We start from the raw sequence: 17,480 nt of genomic DNA on the forward strand, positions 1-17,480 counted from the left end.
TCGGTGACTGTGGGCGCGGTCGAGACCGAATACTGAGGCAAGACACTAACATTCATGTCAGTAACATTGACGTTAGTGCCTTGCGTGGGAGTCGGAGAGCGTGGTGAATTTTGTAGGCCGCCGGCAGGAGCTGGCGACTTTGGAACGAGAGCTGCAGAAGGTGGCGGCAGGGACGGGCAGGGAGCGCCCCGGTCGGTGCGTGATGTTGCGTGGGAGGCGCCGAGTGGGCAAGTCGCGGCTGGTCGAGCGGTTCGCAGAGCGCTCCGGAGCCCCGTTCTTGTTCTACGCGGCCACCGGCGCGTCCCCTCGGGACGACCTGGCACGGCTGGCCAGAGACGCCCAGGCGTCGACGCTGCCGCTGGCGCGGTTGGTGGCCGCAGCGCGGCCGGAGAGCTGGGACGCCGCGTTCGACGTGCTGGCCGCAGCGCTGCCCACCGACCGGGCGAGCGTGTTGGTCATCGATGAGGTGCCGTATCTGATGGATGCCGATGGCGCCTTTGAGGGAATGTTGCAGCGAGCCTGGGACCGGGTGCTGGAGACCAAGCCGGTGCTGCTGATCCTCATCGGCTCCGATCTGTCGATGATGGAGGCTCTGAACAGCTACGGGCGCCCCTTCCACCAGCGCGGCCGGGAGATGGTGCTCGGCCCCCTGAACCCCGCCGAGGTGGGGCGGATGCTCGGACTGGGACCGGCGGAAGCCTTTGACGCCGCGCTGGTCACCGGCGGGCTGCCGCTGATCTGTGCGGAGTGGCCGTACGGCGCGGGGCTGTGGGACTTTCTTGGCGAGGCCCTGAACGACCCCGTCTCGGCCCTGTTGGTGTCGGCCGAGCGCTCGCTGGCTGCCGAATTCCCCCCGCAGGCTCAGGCGCGTACGGTGCTGGCGGCCATCGGCAGCGGCGAGCGGACCTTCACCAACATCGCCCGTGCGGCCGGCGGAATCAGGGCCACGCCGCTGCAGCGGGCGCTGGAGCTGCTTGCGGACAAGCGGATCGTCGCCGCGGAACTGCCCGTGTCACTGCGTCCGTCGAAGGATCGTCGCTACCGGGTGGCGGACCCGTACCTGCGCTTCTGGCTGTACCTGCTCGGCCCCTCCATCGAGGAGATCGAGCGGGGGCGGGGTGATCTGACCTTGGCGCGGATCCGGGAGAGCTGGACCAGTTGGCGCGGCCGGGCGATCGAGCCGCTCGTCCGCGAGGCGCTCGCCCGGATACTGCCCGACGACCGGCTCCCCGCGGCCCCCGTGGTGGGGGGCTACTGGACCCGCACCAACGACGTCGAGATCGATGTCGTCGGGGCGGACCGTGCCCCCATCGCCAAGGAACTGGTCTTCGTCGGTTCCGTCAAGTGGCTGGAGCAGTCGCCCTTCGACCGGCATGACCTGGCGGCTCTCCATCGACACCGGGCCGCCCTCACCGGCGAACCCGTTCCAGTCGTGGCAGTCTCGCGCAGCGGAGTCGACTGCTCAGGGCTCGATGCCGCCTACGGCCCCGAGGATCTGCTGACCGCGTGGCCGCTGTGAGAGGCGGACAGCAGACGGGGGACGGAAGCCGGTGAGCGCGATCAGGCCGCAGGCGCTGGAGACGTTCCTCGTGCCCCGGCCCGTAGCCAACACCGTTGTGCGGTGTTGGCGGTCCTGGGACCCCTCGCACCCCGTCGAGGACCCCACGCTGGGGTGACTCTGTGTACTTCCTCAGGCCACATCGGTTGTGGTGGAGTTCCGCCCCGACGTGTGGCGGTTGAGACGGCGCCGGTGGCGAACCGCTCCCGGGAGCGCGGTCGCCGGCGTCGGCTGTGCCCGGGGCGCGGTGTTCGGCAACGCGCCCGTCGGGTCCGGGACGACCGTTCGCTATCCGGAACCCACCAGGGCCGCTCCGCACAGCAGGAGGCCGGTGGCCAGACAGCAGGTGCCCCACCGCAGCCACCGGTACTTGGAGGTGAGGATGAGGCTGACATCGACCATCTGCACCGTCAGCCACGACACCCGGTCGCGGGCCGCCGCGGTGATCGCCCGGACGAGCCGCTCGGTGTCCGGCGGCGCCGCGAGGACGTCTCCGAAGAACGTCATCCCCGGGCCCGGCCGGGCGGTGCCGGTGCGGGGCAGGACGACCCAGGCCAGCAGTGCCGTGCCGACGGCCCACAAGGTCCCTCCGGCGAGGAGCAGGACCTTCGTGGCGCCGGTCACCGAGGACGGGGTCCACACTTCTCCGCCCAGGAGCAGCACGGGTGCCGCGAAGGCGCCCGAGAGCAGTACGGCCGCCTTGGTGTCGGCCCGGGCGAGATCCTCCCGAGCGGTGGACAGAAGCCGTTCGGCCACGTAGACGGCCTGCTCCCGGCCGGTCGGGGGCACGTCGGTGGCGGACTCACCCGTTGTGCTCATCCTGGTCCTCCCGCTCCGGCCGGTGCGGCTCCTGCCTGATGTAGTCCACCCTCCCGCCGTCGGGCCCCGCCGGCGACTCGTCCCGCGTCTCCGCCGTGCCCGGCGGTACGGCGGAGGGGACCTGCGGCGGTACGGGCGGCATGGGGGGAGTACCCGGCGCGAGCGGGGCGAGGGGCGTGGCCGCGGCCTGTGCGGCCGGTTCCCGGGCCGTGGTGATCCACTGTCCGGGCGCCGGGTCGGCCGGCGGCACCGGCAGTGCCGTCGGGGGCTGCGGCAGACCGCTGTCGAACAGCGCTCTGCCGGTCGCCCTGGCGTAGTCGATGAGCTGCTGCACCTGGCCCTCCACCTGATGGCGCTGTACGACGCCCTGGTCGATCAGCCGCGTGAGGTACTCCAGGGCCCCCTGTCGCTGCTGCCGCGCCTGGCTCTGCAGTTCGTGCAGGATCTCCTGGGCGCGGGCCGGGTCCTGCGCGAGCATGTGGGCGTACTGCCCGGCCTCGCCCGCGGCGATGAGCTCCTGCGCGGCGGCCAGGTTGGACTGCACCCGGGCGGCGTCCGCCTGGTCCTTCGCCGACTGCACGATCGCGGTGTGCTGCACATCCAGCAGGGCCTGCTTGTGGTCGGCGGCGGCCCGGCCCAGGTCGATGCGTACGTACACCGTCGTGGCCAGGCCGATGTCGGCGCCGAGGGAGGACTGGTTCCCGGCGGCCAGTTCGGCCTGGATCGCCTCGTCGGCCTGCTGGGCGCCGTCGAGCCCGTAGCGCCTGGTGAAGGTCCGCAGCCGGGCCAGCAGGGGAGCGCGCAGCATCCTCTCGACGTCCACCACCCGCTTCTCCGCGGCCAGCAGGAAGTCCTGGACCTCCCAGTGGATGTCCACCGCGCAGGTGAAGTTGCCCTCGTCGCCCCGGGTGGGCAACTGCATCTCGAAGGAGGTCTGGTGCCGCCCCTGGGCGATCAGGCAGACCGACACCGGCCGCCTTCCCAGCCGGGGCCTGTTGTGGTGCCGCGCACCGCGTACGGTGATGACGCTGTGGCCGCCGTTGCGGTAGTGCACGACCGACGCCTGCTGCAGCCCGATGTGCCGGTAGGGGCCGTCCGGTGTGATCTCGAACAGGAACGGCCCCCGCAGCTCGTCCGGCAGCGTCACGCTGTTGTCGAGGGGCCCGCCTGCCGGTGCTTGGTGGTGGATGTTCTGGTTCATCGGGTTCTTCCTGTCCGGATCGTCTGCAGGAGGCGGTGGGCGTACTCCTGGGCCAGCGGTTCGTCGGGGTCCTGGGAGAGTTTTCCGACCAGCGAGAGCATTCGCTGCCGGTCGTCGTCGGTCAGCACCAGCAGGGGCAGGAAGCCGAGGACGGCCGCCTCCCACGGCTTGCCGGGGCATGTGCGCAGCCAGGCGGCCACGGCGTCCAGCGCCGCCTGGTAGGAGCGGCTGGTGTTGAGGGCCGTCCACAGCAGCCCGGCGACCTCGGACGCCTGGGCCGGGCGTGTCGCGCAGATCGCCAGTGCCAGCGGCCACTTCTCGCGGCCGGCGAGCTCCGCGGCCGGGTTCCAGAGGGCCTCCACCAGCGTCTCGGCCAGGAACAGCGTGCTGACCAGGCCGAGGTTCTGATGCTGCCGCCTGCTGTCGCCGAGCCACGCCCGGATCCTGGCCAGCGGTTCCCGGCCCGAGGCGGAGCCGGCCAGGTGCGCGACGCTCTCCGCCGCGATGGACCGCAGCCGGCCGTCCTCCCAGGTGCCGATTCGGCCGAGCCTGCCCAGCGCCTCGTCCACGGTCCGGGTCGCGGTGCCCCGGCTGAGCACCGCGGCAGCCGTCCACCGGAGGTTGCCGTTGCCGTGGGAACCCCACTTCTTCACCAGCGACCGCAGGGCCCCGCCGACCGTCGGGTCGTCGAGCACGTCCTGCAGGGCGGTGGCGACGAACAGGCCGCGGCGGGCCCGGTCGGCCTCGGCCATCGGGACGAGCAGCTCCCTGAGCGTGTGGGAGCAGTCGAGCCGGCACAGCTCACCCGCCGCCACGGCGGCCCTGGTCCACACCTCGTCGCGCGGGTCCTGGCAGAGCGAGTCGAGCCAGCGCAGCACCGGGCCGCGCATGTTGTGGTGGTGCTCCCACAGATGGGTGAGCAGGGCCGGCGCGAGGGCGGTGCCGAGGAACTGCACGGTGCGGACCGGGATCTCCTCGTCCGCCACCACCGGCTGGAGACTGATCCGGGTGGTGGCGCGGGCCGAGGTGAGCCTGGCCTCCAGGCCGTCGCTGAGCAGCGGCCGTCCGGGCACCCGCTCGGGATCGGCGGTCACCGCCAGTTCCCAGGTGAGGAGCTCCGCGGCCTCGGCGGCGACGTTGAAGGAGCTGTTGCCGAACACCGCGAGTGCGATCCGGTATGCCGCGTCCCGCAGCGCGGGCAGGGTCTCGGCCGCCGCGCCGCCGGCGAACCACTCGCGGACCTGCTCGGCGGCGAATCCGCGGCACGCGGTCAGCAGCTCCTCCTCGGTCAGCTCGCCGGTGACGTGCCGGGCCACGAGGCCGGCGAGCCTGGCGGCCTCGGCGGGCAGCAGCGTCTCCAGGCCCAGCGCGGCCCGTACGGTGTCCCGGCGGGCCAGCAGCCGGGCCGCCCGTCTCGCCTCGGCGGGTGCGCTGTCGAGTTCCGCGGCCAGGTGGCCGTCGAGTACGGCGTCCTCGGGGGCGGGTGTGTGCGCGCGGCGGTAGCGGGCCTGCGGCGCGCCGGGGGCACCGGTGTCGGGTACGGACAGCAGCACGGCGTAGGCGCCGCGGTCGGCCAGCAGGCGGCGCAGCCGGTCCAGGTGCAGTTCCGCGGGAAGCCGGCCGTCGGCCGGCTCCAGGGCGTAGCCGTGGCTCTCGGCCACCCGGCCGCCCTCGTCCTCCGAGTCCAGGCCGGCGAGGTCGGAACCGGGATCCAGCCGGGACACCTTCCCGCGGGTGAGGTCGTCGAGGAGCGACAGGGCGGTGTACGTCCGCCCGCTGCCGGGCTGACCGCAGAGCACCAGCAGGCGGTCGTCGCGCAGCTGCCGCTTGAAGTCCTCGTAGCCCGGCGGCCGGGTGAACCGCCGCCGCAGCCGTCGCAGCTCGTCCTCGGGCAGCGGTCCGGCGAGCAGGGACGCCCGGGAGGTGTCCCCGAAGCGGAAGTTGACCGCACCGATGGTGCCGCCGACGTAGGTGCTGGAGTCGCGCAGGAAGAACGCCCGGGACTCGCGCGCGATGCGGGCGGCGGCCCCTCCGGCCGCTGCCCGCCCCTCCTTGGCCGACGGGTCGGTCTCGGAGTCGCCGAAGAGTTCGTCCTCCGGTGGTCCGTCGGGCGCGGCTGGTCCGCCGTCCTGCCGCGGTCCGCGGTCCTGCCCTCCGTGCCGGTCCGACTGCGGTCGGCCGCCACCGCCGCCGCCTCCGTCCGGTCCGGGCGCGCTGTCCGCCCGGGACCCGGGGGTGTCCGTGTCGCCGGTGCTCATGCGCGTTCCCCGGAGCCGCCGGCGCCGCCGCGACGCTGGTCGAAGGTGAGATCTCCGAACCTGCCCTGCAGCACCTGGCCGGACCCGTGGTGGGTCACGGTGCCGAACCGGAAGTCGTCCCCGGCACTGTCCCGCCGCCCGGCGTCCTCCCGCGGCGGCCCGTCCTCCCGCGGCGCGGCGCTCTCCTCCTGACCGGGGAGCGGTGGCGGTGCGGTGCGGCCCGGCACCGTGAACCAGGGCTGCTGCGCTCCTTCCTTGAGCAGGACGCGGTACCGGCGGTAGTGATCCGGCTCGATCCACCGGCCCCCGTGCCGGATGACGTCCCGGTAGAGCTGCTCGGTGACGGCCACCAGCAGCGGCGAGCCGGGGGCGGCGGCCAGTACGGCCTTGGCCTCGGGGCAGTTGCCGATCCGGCAGGCGAGGTCGACCGCGGCGCCGGAGAAGCCCTGCCCGTCGGGGGTGAACGGGCCGACGTTGAGCCCGGCACGCAACCGCAGCGGCCGGCTCAGCTCCCGGTTGACCTGGCGCAGGTTCTGGTGGAGGTACTCCACCCACTCGCCCGCGAGCGCCTCGGTGCGGCGTGGCTCCACCACGGCGAGAATGCCGTCACCGCGGTCCTCCTGGACCAGCCTGGCGTCGCTGATGCCCGCCCTGTCGAACGCTTCCTCCGCCACCCGGTGGATCCGTGAGCGCAACCCGGGGCGGTCCGGGTCGGGGGCGGTGCCCGATCCCTGGGCGTCCAGGCTGATGATGAATCCGTACCGCGTCTCGCCGTGCATCGCTCCACTGCCTTTCGCCCCGGCCTGCCCGGTGTTCGTCCCGGTCCGGCCGCCACTGTCCCGTGGCGGCCGGAATCGCGCTGTAGCCGTTTACACACGGCCGTCACGTCGGCGTCGCGGAACCGCCGAGCAGCCGCAGCGGTTCCGGATCGTTGACCACGATGACCTTCGGCCCGGTGCGTACGAGCCCCTCCTCACGGAGCAGCCGCAGCGCCTTCGCCACCGCCTCGCGGGTCGCGCCTATCGCCGCGGCGATCTCGTGCTGGGACAGCGGGAGCCGGATCACCGTCGAGCCGCTCTCCTGGCGGCCGGTACGGTCGGCGAGTTCGACGAGGCAGGCGGCGAGCCGTTCCAGGACGGTGGCCGAGGCCAGGGAACGGCGCTGGTCGTCGGCGCTGCGCAGCCGCTCGGTGAGCTGTGCCATCACGAGACCGGTCACGAAGGGGCGGGCCGAGATGAAGTGCCGGAAGCGGTCACCCGGCACCACGAGGGCCTCCACAGTGCCCAGCGCGCTCACCGTGGCGCTGCGCGGGCGTCCGTCCAGGGCCGCCATCTCGCCGACCAGTTCACCGGCCTGACGCAGCGCCAGGATGAGGCGCCCACGCTCGGTGGCCCGCCACACCGTGCACCAGCCGGTCAGGATCAGCAGGACGAAGGTGGTCGCCGAGCCCTCACCGACGAGTTCCTCCTGCGACCGGTAGACGTGCCGGTGGCCGAGCGCCAGCAGCGACTGCTGGTCGGTGTGGGCCAGTCTGCTCAGAAAAACCGCGTTCTCTCCGAATAACCCCACGGTCCCCCCATGGTGCTCGGCAGGGCACACAGAGTATTTCAGCGGGTGTCGTCTTTCAGTCGAATGGCCGAAGTGGGACAGATCGTCGGTGAGCGGCGAACCGGCGCGGCGCCCGGTACCTCCGGCCGTACCGTCCGGCCGGGGAAGGAAGCGCGGGGCCTCCGCGCCCCGCGTACGCCGCCGGGTCCGGCCCGGCGGCGGAGTACCGCCGTGCCCGACCGGCGACGGAGGGGCGTGGACGTCCGGCCGTCGTCAACGGCCCGCAGGACCGCCCGGGGACACCCGCACGGCGCTCGCCCGACACCCGCCGGACACCCGGCGTCCGCCGTGGAGAGCGGCGTTCCGCAGGGCCCTGTCTGATGCCTCCGTACGCCAGTACGCTGTGCCCCCGGGCCACGGACCGTCGCGGAGGGCGCGTGGATGGGGGAGCCGACTTTCGGGGTGCTGGGGCCGCTGAGGGTACGGGGGTGTGGTGCCGAGGTCCGTGTCGGCGGCCCCAAGCCGAGGGCGGTCCTCGCCACGCTGCTGCTGCAGCCCGGCGCCTTCGTCTCGCTCGACATGCTGACCGAGGTCCTGTGGCCCGGCGGCGCCCCCCGCTCCGCCGTCGCCAATGTCCGCACCTATGTGCGCACACTGCGCCGTGCCCTGTCGGAGGCGGGGGTCGCCACCGGCGGGCTGAGCACCCGGCCGTCGGGGTACGCGTTCGACGTCGCGCCCGGTGACATCGACTTGTCGCTCTTCGAGCAGCGGCTGGAACGGGCCCGCGCGGAGCGCGAGAGCGGCGACGACGAGGCGGCGCTGCGCCGCTACGAGTCGGCCCTCGGGCTCTGGCGCGGCGGCGTGCTGCAGGACGTGCCGTCCAGCGTGGTGTGGGATCCGGTGATCGTCAGGGCCGAGGAGGCGCGGTCGGCCGCGGTCGGCGAGTGCCTCCAAGTGCGGCTGCGCATGGGGGAGTACGCGCCGCTGGTCGTGGAGCTGCGCTCCCGTCTGGCCGAGGACCCGTTACGCGAGGACCTGTGGCAGATGCTGGTGCGGGCGCTGCACGGGTCGGGCCGCACCGCGCAGGCCCGTGCCGCCTACGCCGAGGCCGAGCGGATCCTGGCGGCCGAGCTCGGCGTCGAACCGGGCGCCTCCCTGCGCCGCACCGGGGAGGAGGTCAACGGCTACACGGGCCGGCGCCGGCCCGTGCCGGCCGAGCCGGTGTGCCAGCTGCCGATGGACGTACCGGACTTCACCGGCCGGTCCGAGGAGGTCTCCGCGCTGGAGCGGCTGCTGTCGGCGGCAGGCCGGCAGCCGGTCGTGGCCGTCCTGTCGGGCCCGCCGGGATCGGGAAAGACGACCCTGGCGGTCCATGTGGCGCACCGGGTGCGCCACGCCTTCCCCGACGGCCAGCTCTTCGTGGACCTGGGCGGGATGAGTGACCGCCCGCGCGAGCCGGCCGACGTCCTGGCCGAGATGCTGCGGGGGCTCGGCGTCATCGACAGCGCGGTCCCCGGCGAACTGGGCGAGCGGGCCGCGCTGCTGCGCTCGCGCATGGCGCAGCGCCGATACCTCGTCGTCCTCGACGACGCGGCGGGCGGCGCGCAGGTGCGCCCCCTGCTCCCGGGGACCGGTGGATCGGCGGTGCTGGTCAGCTCGCGCCGCCGGACGCCGGAGCTGCCGGCGCACCACTTCCCCATCGGGGTGATGAGCCGCGACGAGGCCCGCGCGCTCCTGGGCGCGATCGTGGGGGAGGACCGGCTGCGCCGGGAGGGCGCCGACGCCGACCGGGTGCTCACCGGCTGCGGCTCGCTGCCGCTGGCCGTACGGATCGCCGGCTCCCGGCTGGCCAACCGGCCGGGCTGGAGCGTCGGCACGCTGGCCGACTTCCTGCACGACGAGCGCGGACGGCTGGACCAGCTCCAGACGGGCGAGTTGGAGGTGCGGGCGAGCGCGGAGCTGAGCTACCGCCATCTGCCGGAGCGGGCGGCGGCGGCCTTCAGGGCCTTCGGCCACCTGACCGGCGACGCGGTGCCCGGCTGGCTCGTCGCGGTGGCGATGGACCGCCCGGACGGGGCCGCCGGGGAGCTGGAGGCGCTGGCCGACGAGCATCTGGTCGAGGTGGTGGGCACCGACCCGCTGGGGCTGCAGCGCTACCGGATGCACGACCTGCTGCGCTGCTACGCCGGGGAGCTGGCCGAGGCGGACGGCGCGGGCGCGCTCCGGCGGCGCCGGCTGCAGGTCGTCGACGCGCTGATCGCGCTCGCCCGCTGCGCGAACTCGGCGATGCCCACCCGCTTCCTGGGGGTGCTCGGGGAACCGGTCCGGCCCACCGGGCCCGCCGCCGCGGTCGCGCAGACGGTACGCGCCCGGCCCGTCGAGTGGTTCGAGACCGAGCGCCGGCTGCTGGTCCGGGCGGTGGAGTCCGTGCTGCGGCTGGGCCGGGTCTCCCTGGCCGCCGACCTCGCCGTCGAACTGGCGGGCTTCTTCGACATGCGCGGCCACTACGGCGACTGGCTGAGAACGCACCGGCTCGTACTCGACGCGATGCCCGACCCGGCCGACGCCCGGGCCGCGGCGCTGCTGCGCAACCTGGGCCAGCTCCACCTCTACCAGGACCGGTACACGGAGGCGCTGGAGTCGTTCCGGACCTCGCGCGCCCTCTTCGCCCGGCTGGGGCATCCGCCGGGCGAGGCGGTCGCCGCGGTGGGGGCCGGTTCCGTGCACCGGGTGGTGGGCGACCTCGGCGCGGCCCTGAAGGCGTTCACCGAGGCGCTGCGCGGGTTCGGCCGTGTGGGCGACCCGCACGGCGAGGCGGTCGCGCACAACGCGATCGCCTCGGTGTGGCTGGAGCGCCGGGATCCGGACGCCGCGGCGCCGTGGCTCGACGGCGCCCTGGAGCTGTCCCGCGCCGTCGGCGACCGGCACCGGGAGGCGCAGGTGCGCCGCCGGATCGCGGTGCTGCACGAGCTGCGCGGCGAACCGCACGCCGCGCGGGCCGAGCTGGAGCGCGCGCTGGGCATCTTCGACGACCTGGCCGACACCCACTGCGCGGCCTGTGTGCAGCAGAGCATCGGGGAGCTGTGCCTGCGGCAGGGCGACGCGGGCCAGGCGTCGGCGCTGCTGGTGGACGCGCTCGCCGTGCAGCGGCAGCTCGGCGACCGCCGGGCCGAGGCGCGCGTCGCGTGCCTGCTGGGTGAACTGCACCGGGCGACCGGCCGGGAGCAGACCGCCAGGCGCTACTTCCACCGCTCCCTGTCGACGTGGCGCCGGCTCCAGGCGTGCGATCAGGCCGAACTCGTGGACGCGAAGCTGCGATCGCCCCGCTGACGCGTCCGCGCCCCTGACGCGTCAGCGGGGCGTGCCGCCTTCGGCGCCGAAGGCGGCACGCCCCGCGGGGGCGGACGGCGGGTGCGGCGGGCCCGGCCGCCCGTCACGGGGCGGGCGTCAGGTCAGCACCTGTTGGTGCTCTTCTGGTAGCGCGTGGTGTAGTCGGGGTAGCCGACGCCCTGCACGACCGCGGTGACGACCGATCCGTTGTGGATCTGCTCGTAGTGCAGGTGGGGGGAGAGGCTGTACTTGGCGGACGACTTGCCGACCCGGCCGATCCGCTGGCCCGCCGCGACCTTATCGCCCTTGCTGACCCCCCGGCTGTACAGGTGGGCGTAGCGCGTCCGCCAGCCGTTCCCGTGGCCGATCACGATGGTGTGGCCGTAGCCGGTGGTGGTGGAGTAGTGGGAGGAGAGGACGGTGCCGCCGGCGCTGGCGAACACCCGGCGCTTGAAGTCGTCCGGGTTGCCGTTCGCGTCGTAGTGGTTCCAGTCGATCGAGTGGGCCGGGCTGTGTCCGCTCCAGTTGCTGCCGCGCCAGACCTGGCCGCACAGGAACGGCATCTTGAAGTTGGGCCGGGACAGGGCCTGTACGGCGTCCGGTGAGCTCTCCTGCGGTGTCGCGGCGGCGGTGGGGGCCGTGGCCGCGAGGGCGGCGACCGCGCTCGCGGCCGCGAGTATCCGGCGGGAACGTCTCTGCATGGGCTTCCCCTTGTGGTCGGTGACGGGGCGATTGAAGGGGGCGCCCATACAAAGCGGATACAACCGCCGGGCCCCGCCCGGCGGCCGGGCGGAGCGGTGGTGCGGCCCCGGCCCGGGGGCCGGGGCGCCGTGGCCGGAAGTGTGTTGACGGCGCGTGACATGTACGTGTCTTTGTGCACGCACCCTTGTGTCTTTCCTATGGATCGGCGAATCTTTCGAACGGCGAATCATTCCGGCACCGCGCACCTCCCGGTGCTTGATTTGTCATGCTCATGCGCATTCCCTCAGTAGCGCACCCCACAGGAGGAGGACCCCCACATGGCAGCGATGCGTCCCACCCGACGCAGACGTGCCCGTGCGGCCACGGTGACCGCCGCGGCCCTGGCCATCGGCTTCGTGCCCGCGGTGACAGCCGTGGCCGCTCCGCCCGCCGAAGGCGTGATCCAGAACGCCGGCGCCCCCGGAGCGATCAAGAACAGCTACATCGTGACCCTCGACGAGGACGCGGCCGACGCCGGCTCCTCGAAGGGCAGGTCGCTGGTGGAGAAGTACGGCGCCTCCATCAAGCGCACCTACCACGAGGCGCTCAACGGCTACGCGGTCCGGCTGACCGAGGCCGAGGCGAAGAGGCTCGCCGCCGACCCGGCCGTGGACGCGGTGGCGCAGGACCAGAAGGTCTCCATCGCCGGCACCCAGACCAACCCCCCGTCCTGGGGCCTGGACCGCATCGACCAGCGGTCCCTGCCGCTCGACCGCAGCTACACCTACCCTGACTCCGCGGGTCAGGGCGTGAACGCCTACATCATCGACACCGGTGTGCGGATCAGCCACAGCGACTTCGGCGGCCGGGCGGTGAACGGCTACGACGCCGTGGACGGCGACAACGTCGCGCAGGACGGCAACGGCCACGGCACCCACGTCGCCGGCACCGTCGCGGGCACCTCCCACGGCGTCGCCAAGAAGGCGAGGATCGTGGCCGTGCGCGTGCTGGACAACAACGGCTCCGGCACCATCTCCGGCGTGGTCGCGGGCGTCGACTGGGTGACGCGGAACGCCGTCAAGCCCGCGGTGGCCAACATGAGCCTGGGCGGCGGCGCCAACTCCACCCTCGACACGGCCGTGCGCAACTCCATCGCCTCCGGCGTCACCTACGCCGTGGCCGCGGGCAACTCCAACACCAACGCGTCGAGTTCCTCGCCCGCCCGCGTCGCCGAGGCCATCACCGTCGGATCCACCACCAGTTCCGACGCGCGCTCGTCGTTCTCCAACTACGGCAGCATCCTGGACATCTTCGCGCCGGGCTCGTCCATCACCTCCACCTGGCACACCTCGGACAGCGCCACCAACACCATCTCGGGGACGTCGATGGCCGCGCCGCACGTCGCCGGCGCCGCCGCGCTGTACCTGGGGGACAACCCCGGCGCCACCCCGTCCCAGGTCGCGGCCGGCCTGGACTCCGCCGCCGTCACCGGCGCGATCTCCGGCCCCGGCAGCGGCTCCCCGAACAAGCTGCTGAACGTGGGCGAGGGCGACCCGGGAGACCCCGGCGACCCCGGTGACCCGGACGGCCGCTTCGAGAACACCACCGACTACCCGATCCGCGACAACTCCACGGTGGAGTCCCCGATCACCGTCTCGGGCATCAGCGGCAACGCCCCCTCCGGCCTGAAGGTCGAGATCGACATCCGGCACACCTACATCGGCGACCTGCAGATCGACCTGGTCGCCCCCGACGGCAGCGCCTACCGCATCAAGAGCTACGGGACGGGCGGCAGCGCCGACAACGTGATCGGCACCTACACCGTCGACGCCTCCTCGGAGACCGCCAACGGGACCTGGAAGCTGCGGGTCAGCGACAACGCCTGGTGGGACACCGGAACGATCAACTCCTGGGCGCTGCAGTTCTGATCCCCCGGAACCCCTGCTCCACGGACCGGCCTCCGGTCTGATCTCCGGGCCGGTCCGCGGCCCGGCCCCCGGCGGCTTCGACCGCCCGCGCACAGCCCCGGCCCCCACGGCCCTGCCGTGGGGGCCGGATTCGTGCTTGAAACCTGCCCTGAGCAGCACTTCATCACATCGGGTGAAACCCTGGCCGATTATTGCGGCGTACAACCTTCCGTTGCCAAGCTGTTGCACACCGTCAAGCTGTTGGGAGGACATGTGCCTTTCGGTGAACAGCCCGCATATCTGCGTGTGGCCGGGGATCTCCGCCGGAAGATCGCCGACGGCACGCTTCCGCCGCGCACCCGGCTGCCGTCGCAGGCCCGCATCCGCGCGGAGTACGGCGTCTCGGACACCGTCGCACTGGAGGCCCGCAAGGTGCTGATGGCCGAAGGGCTGGTGGAGGGCCGCTCCGGGTCGGGGACGTACGTGCGCGAGCGGCCCGTGCCGCGCAGGGTGGTCCGCACCGGCTACCGGCCGGCCGGCGAGGCCGGCCCGTTCCGCCAGGAGCAGGCCGACGAACGGATCGCGGGCACCTGGGAGTCGCACAGCGAGCAGGAGGAGGCGGGTCCGGGGATCGCCGAGCGGCTGCGGATCAAGGAGGGGGAGCGGGTGATGCGCACCCACTACCTGTTCCGCGTCGACGGGGAGCCCTCGATGCTCTCCACCTCCTGGGAGCCGCTGGCCGTCACCGGGCGCACCCCCGTGATGCTGCCGGAGGAGGGGCCGCTCGGAGGGCGGGGGGTGGTGGAGCGGATGGCGGCCATCGACATCGTCGTGGACAACGTCGTGGAGGAGGTCGGAGCCCGCCCCGGGCTGGCCGAGGAGATGCTCGTGCTGGGCGGGGTGCCGGGACACACCGTGCTGGTGATCGAGCGGACGTACCGCGCCGGTGGACGCCCGGTGGAGACCGCGGACGTGATCGTGCCGGCGGACCGCCACCGCACCGTGTACCACCTCCCGGTGCGCTGAACCGCTCCCGCGCCCCCGCGGACGCCGCGCCCACTCGCACACATGGCCGAAATCATGCCGCATTGTGCCAACGCGAATGCGTTGAGTGAAGTCCGGGCGTAGGCTCGGGCATATGCAGACCGGTGGATCGTTGGGGGAAGTCGCGCGGCGCGGGGCGCCGGGCGGGAGGGGAGCGCGATGAGCGAGAGCAGGACCGTGCTCCCCTGGATGGTCATACGGCAGGACCCGAACGGCAACCGCTACCGCGTCGGCCGCTACGCCACCCGGGCCGAGGCCCAGAGCATGGCCGAGCGGCTGGGCGGGGACCGGGCGGGCGGCGCCGGGGCGGAAGGGGCGGACGCGGGGGCGCGGGAGCGGCGCTACCTGGTCGAGCGCCTGCGCCGCGGAGGCGGTGATCACGGCTGACCCATTGCACAATCGGGTATACGGACAAACAGTCCCAAAAGGCCCGGGTGTGCGCCCGGGCGAGAGCCCGAGCGTGGACGAGGACGGCGTGAACGACCCACCCAAGGCATTCCACGGCGCGGTCGAGGGCGTGACCACCTCGCTGCTCGACACCCTGCGCGTCGGTGTCGTCATGTTCGACACCGACGGCTACATCATGCTGTGGAGCCCCACGGTCGAGGAGATCCTCGGGTGGCCCGCCGAAGCCATGGTCGGCCACTACTACGGGGGCTACCTCACGGACGTCCCCGTCGAGGCGTCCTCGGGAGCCCCGGCCTCGCACGCCGGGATCTACCGGACGCTCCGGGAGAACAGGTACTGGCGCGGCAGCATGCGCGTCCGCCACCACGACGGGCACACCGTGGAGGTCGAGGCCCGTGCCTCCCTGCTCACGCCCTCCGACTGCAAACCGTTCGTTCTGGCCAACATCGTCGAGACCTCCCGGCTGCGCGCCGTCGAACAGGACCTCGCAGCCCTCGACGCCCTCTTCGCCACCTCCCCGCTCGGCATCGCCGTCTTCGACACCGAGCGCCGCTACGTCCGCGCCAACGAGGCACTCGCCCGGCTCAACGGGAGGCCGGTCCACGAGACCCTCGGCAGGACCGTCCACGACGTCCTGCCGCAGGCCATGGCCGACACCCTCGCCCAGATCCAGTCCCTGGTGCTGGAGACCGGCCGCCCGGTGGTGGACACCGTGCTGGCCGCGCCCGACGGGCACGGCTGGCGCTCGGTTTCCTACGGCAGGCTCACCAGCCCCGACGGACGCGTCCTCGGCGTCAGCTCCACGGTGATGGACGTCACCGAGCGGCGCGACGCGATGGAGAAGATCGAGCGCGCCCGGCAGCGGCTCAAGCTCCTGGACGACGTCGGCGTGGCCCTCGGCGACCTGCTCGACGTGCCCAGGATCGCCAGGACGCTCGCCGGCGCCCTCGTCCCGCGCTTCGCCGACTACTCGAGCGTGATGCTCTACGCCGCCGTCGCCCACGGCGGCGAACTGCCCCGCGCCGCCCGGCCGTCCGGCGCCCCGCTGCTCCAGCTCGGAGCCGCGGCCAAGGCCCGCGGCCCGGTCGTGGAGCGGATGCTGAGGGTCGGCCAGGACATCGCCCTGGAGAGAGGGTCGATCTTCGAGAGCGTGCTCACCTCCGCCGTCCCCCATCTGGTGATGTCCCGCGAGGAGCTGGTCTCCGCCTCCTACCCGGGGGACCCCAGGGTCCAGGCCGCCCTCGACCTGGACATCCACTCCCTGATGGTCGTCCCGCTGCGCGCCCGGGGCACCGTCCTGGGGCTGCTGCTGCTCAACCGCGCCGAGGGCCGCGCCGCCTTCGACCGCGACGACCTCGCGCTCGCGATGGAACTGGCCGGACGCGCCGGCATCAGCCTGGACAACGCCCGCCTCTACGCCCGCGAGCGCGAGAGCGCCCTGATGCTCCAGCGCAGCCTGATGCCCCAGCAGGTGCCCTCGCCGCCCGGCGTGCAGATCGCCTACCGCTACGTCCCCGGGGGCAGCCACGCCGAGGCCGAGGCCGAGGCGGGCGGCGACTGGTTCGACGTGATCCCCCTGGCGGGCGGCCGGGTCGCCCTCGTCGTCGGCGACGTGATGGGCCACGGGCTGCGCGCCGCGGCCACCATGGGGCAGCTGCGCACGGCGGTGCGCACCCTGGCCGCCCTCGACCTGCCGCCCGACGAACTGCTGCGCCGCGTCAACGACCTGGCCGACGACCTCGGCCAGGGCCCCGAAGAGCCCCTGATGGCCACCTGCGTCTACGCCGTCTACGACCCCTCCACCCGTCAGTGCACCCTGGCCACCGCCGGGCACGTGCCGCCGCTGCTGCTGACCGGCCGGGGCGGCGGCTGGGAGGTCACCCCCGTCGAGGCGCCCTCGGGCGCCCCGCTGGGCGTCGGCGGGGTGGAGTTCGAGTCCGTGGGCCTGGAGGTGGAGGACGGGTCGGTCCTCGTGCTCTACACCGACGGGCTGATCGAGCACCGGGGCGAGGACATCACCGAGGGGCTGGGCCGCCTTGTGTCCCTGCTCGGCGGCCTGCCTCCCCAGCCGTTCCTGGAGGACGTCTGCGACCGGGTGCTCGGCGGCATGGACCCGGGCGCCGCGCCCCCCGCGTCCGGCACCCCCACCGGTCCCGGCGGCCCGGCGGGACCGGTGGGGTCGGTGGACGACGTGGCGCTGCTGATGGCCCGGCTCGGCGGCCTCCCCGAGGACAGCGCCGCCTCCTGGACCTTCCCCGCCGAGACGTACGCGGTGCGCCGGGCCCGTGATGCCGTCCGCGGCGTCCTGCGCGGCTGGGGGCTGGAGGCGCTGACCGACGACACCGTGCTGCTCGTCAGCGAACTGGTCACCAACTCCATGCGCCATGCCCACGGGCCCATCGGCGTACGGATGGTGCGCGGCACCTCCCTGCTGGTGGAGGTCTCCGACCCGCTGCCCGTCCCGCCCCGCGAACGCAACGCCGCCGTGGACGACGAGGGCGGGCGCGGCATCCAGCTCGTCGCCCGCGGGGCACGCCGCTGGGGGACCCGTCACGGCCCGATCGGCAAGACCGTCTGGTTCGAACTGAGCCTGCCGTGACGGAAGGTGGGCTCGATCCCATTTCCCGGCCCCGTAACAGCCGTCCCACCTGCGCCTTGACGCTGTGTCCAACACACCGGAAAAATTGCGCCACACCACATCGTGTGCCCTGTGCTTCTGGCTGCGG

At 73.3% G+C, this 17,480-nt stretch carries 12 protein-coding genes; 6 read left to right on the forward strand and 6 right to left on the reverse strand.

From position 1 onward, the window contains the following. The first annotated feature begins 100 nt into the window (after positions 1-100). On the forward strand, positions 101-1,519 hold the full coding sequence (locus ACW69E_RS15045) for an ATP-binding protein (RefSeq protein WP_457498737.1): 1,419 nt from the start codon (positions 101-103) through the stop codon (positions 1,517-1,519). Positions 1,520-1,846: 327 nt separating this feature from the next. Here the strand turns inward: ACW69E_RS15045 and ACW69E_RS15050 are convergent, their stop codons facing one another. The 5 genes from ACW69E_RS15050 to ACW69E_RS15070 all read right to left on the reverse strand — a co-directional run bounded on the left by ACW69E_RS15050 (position 1,847) and on the right by ACW69E_RS15070 (position 7,405). Beyond that, positions 1,847-2,377: a Pycsar system effector family protein gene (locus ACW69E_RS15050; protein ID WP_457498738.1), complete on the reverse strand. Its 531-nt coding sequence runs from the start codon at positions 2,375-2,377 to the stop codon at positions 1,847-1,849. Continuing rightward, a complete protein-coding gene (locus tag ACW69E_RS15055; protein ID WP_457498739.1) occupies positions 2,361-3,578 on the reverse strand; it encodes a hypothetical protein in 1,218 nt (405 codons plus the stop codon). Before ACW69E_RS15055 ends, ACW69E_RS15050 begins: the two co-directional genes overlap by 17 nt. Continuing rightward, positions 3,575-5,836 carry a hypothetical protein gene (locus ACW69E_RS15060; protein WP_457498740.1) on the reverse strand — a complete coding sequence of 754 codons (2,262 nt, stop codon included), beginning with the start codon at positions 5,834-5,836 and terminating at the stop codon, positions 3,575-3,577. The genes ACW69E_RS15055 and ACW69E_RS15060 overlap by 4 nt, the downstream gene beginning before the upstream one ends. Continuing rightward, a complete protein-coding gene (locus ACW69E_RS15065) occupies positions 5,833-6,615 on the reverse strand; it encodes a hypothetical protein (protein WP_457498741.1) in 783 nt (260 codons plus the stop codon). Before ACW69E_RS15065 ends, ACW69E_RS15060 begins: the two co-directional genes overlap by 4 nt. A 103-nt stretch (positions 6,616-6,718) precedes the next feature. After that, on the reverse strand, positions 6,719-7,405 hold the full coding sequence (locus ACW69E_RS15070; RefSeq protein WP_457498742.1) for a Crp/Fnr family transcriptional regulator: 687 nt from the start codon (positions 7,403-7,405) through the stop codon (positions 6,719-6,721). Between the two features lie 420 nt (positions 7,406-7,825). Here ACW69E_RS15070 and ACW69E_RS15075 point away from each other — a divergent pair, with 420 nt between their 5' ends. Continuing rightward, complete coding sequence (locus ACW69E_RS15075; RefSeq protein ID WP_457498743.1) at positions 7,826-10,714, forward strand: BTAD domain-containing putative transcriptional regulator; 2,889 nt, start codon at positions 7,826-7,828, stop codon at positions 10,712-10,714. A 122-nt stretch (positions 10,715-10,836) separates the two neighbouring features. Here the strand turns inward: ACW69E_RS15075 and ACW69E_RS15080 are convergent, their stop codons facing one another. After that, positions 10,837-11,415: a M23 family metallopeptidase gene (locus ACW69E_RS15080; RefSeq protein WP_457498744.1), complete on the reverse strand. Its 579-nt coding sequence runs from the start codon at positions 11,413-11,415 to the stop codon at positions 10,837-10,839. Positions 11,416-11,733: 318 nt separating this feature from the next. Here ACW69E_RS15080 and ACW69E_RS15085 point away from each other — a divergent pair, with 318 nt between their 5' ends. The 4 genes from ACW69E_RS15085 to ACW69E_RS15100 all read left to right on the forward strand — a co-directional run bounded on the left by ACW69E_RS15085 (position 11,734) and on the right by ACW69E_RS15100 (position 17,353). Then, positions 11,734-13,323, forward strand: a complete 1,590-nt coding sequence (locus tag ACW69E_RS15085; protein WP_457498745.1) for a S8 family peptidase — start codon at positions 11,734-11,736, stop codon at positions 13,321-13,323. Between the two features lie 252 nt (positions 13,324-13,575). After that, complete coding sequence (locus tag ACW69E_RS15090) at positions 13,576-14,328, forward strand: GntR family transcriptional regulator (RefSeq protein ID WP_457498746.1); 753 nt, start codon at positions 13,576-13,578, stop codon at positions 14,326-14,328. A gap of 177 nt (positions 14,329-14,505) precedes the next feature. Then, the gene (locus tag ACW69E_RS15095) at positions 14,506-14,733 is read left to right on the forward strand and encodes an SPOR domain-containing protein (RefSeq protein ID WP_457498747.1); all 228 of its coding nucleotides are present in this window, start codon (positions 14,506-14,508) and stop codon (positions 14,731-14,733) included. 88 nt (positions 14,734-14,821) lie between these two features. Next, positions 14,822-17,353: a SpoIIE family protein phosphatase gene (locus tag ACW69E_RS15100; RefSeq protein ID WP_457498748.1), complete on the forward strand. Its 2,532-nt coding sequence runs from the start codon at positions 14,822-14,824 to the stop codon at positions 17,351-17,353. Positions 17,354-17,480 lie beyond the last annotated feature (127 nt).

The sequence above is a fragment of the Streptomyces sp. SS8 genome (assembly GCF_054072955.1).

What these genes read in the sequence shown, in the direction of transcription:
- ACW69E_RS15095 (WP_457498747.1), top strand. Translation starts at nt 14,506, where the DNA reads ATGAGCGAGAGCAGGACCGTGCTCCCCTGGATGGTCATACGGCAGGAC.
- ACW69E_RS15080 (WP_457498744.1), bottom strand. Translation starts at nt 11,415, where the DNA reads ATGCAGAGACGTTCCCGCCGGATACTCGCGGCCGCGAGCGCGGTCGCC.
- ACW69E_RS15050 (WP_457498738.1), bottom strand. Translation starts at nt 2,377, where the DNA reads ATGAGCACAACGGGTGAGTCCGCCACCGACGTGCCCCCGACCGGCCGG.
- ACW69E_RS15060 (WP_457498740.1), bottom strand. Translation starts at nt 5,836, where the DNA reads ATGAGCACCGGCGACACGGACACCCCCGGGTCCCGGGCGGACAGCGCG.
- ACW69E_RS15075 (WP_457498743.1), top strand. Translation starts at nt 7,826, where the DNA reads ATGGGGGAGCCGACTTTCGGGGTGCTGGGGCCGCTGAGGGTACGGGGG.
- ACW69E_RS15055 (WP_457498739.1), bottom strand. Translation starts at nt 3,578, where the DNA reads ATGAACCAGAACATCCACCACCAAGCACCGGCAGGCGGGCCCCTCGAC.
- ACW69E_RS15085 (WP_457498745.1), top strand. Translation starts at nt 11,734, where the DNA reads ATGGCAGCGATGCGTCCCACCCGACGCAGACGTGCCCGTGCGGCCACG.
- ACW69E_RS15065 (WP_457498741.1), bottom strand. Translation starts at nt 6,615, where the DNA reads ATGCACGGCGAGACGCGGTACGGATTCATCATCAGCCTGGACGCCCAG.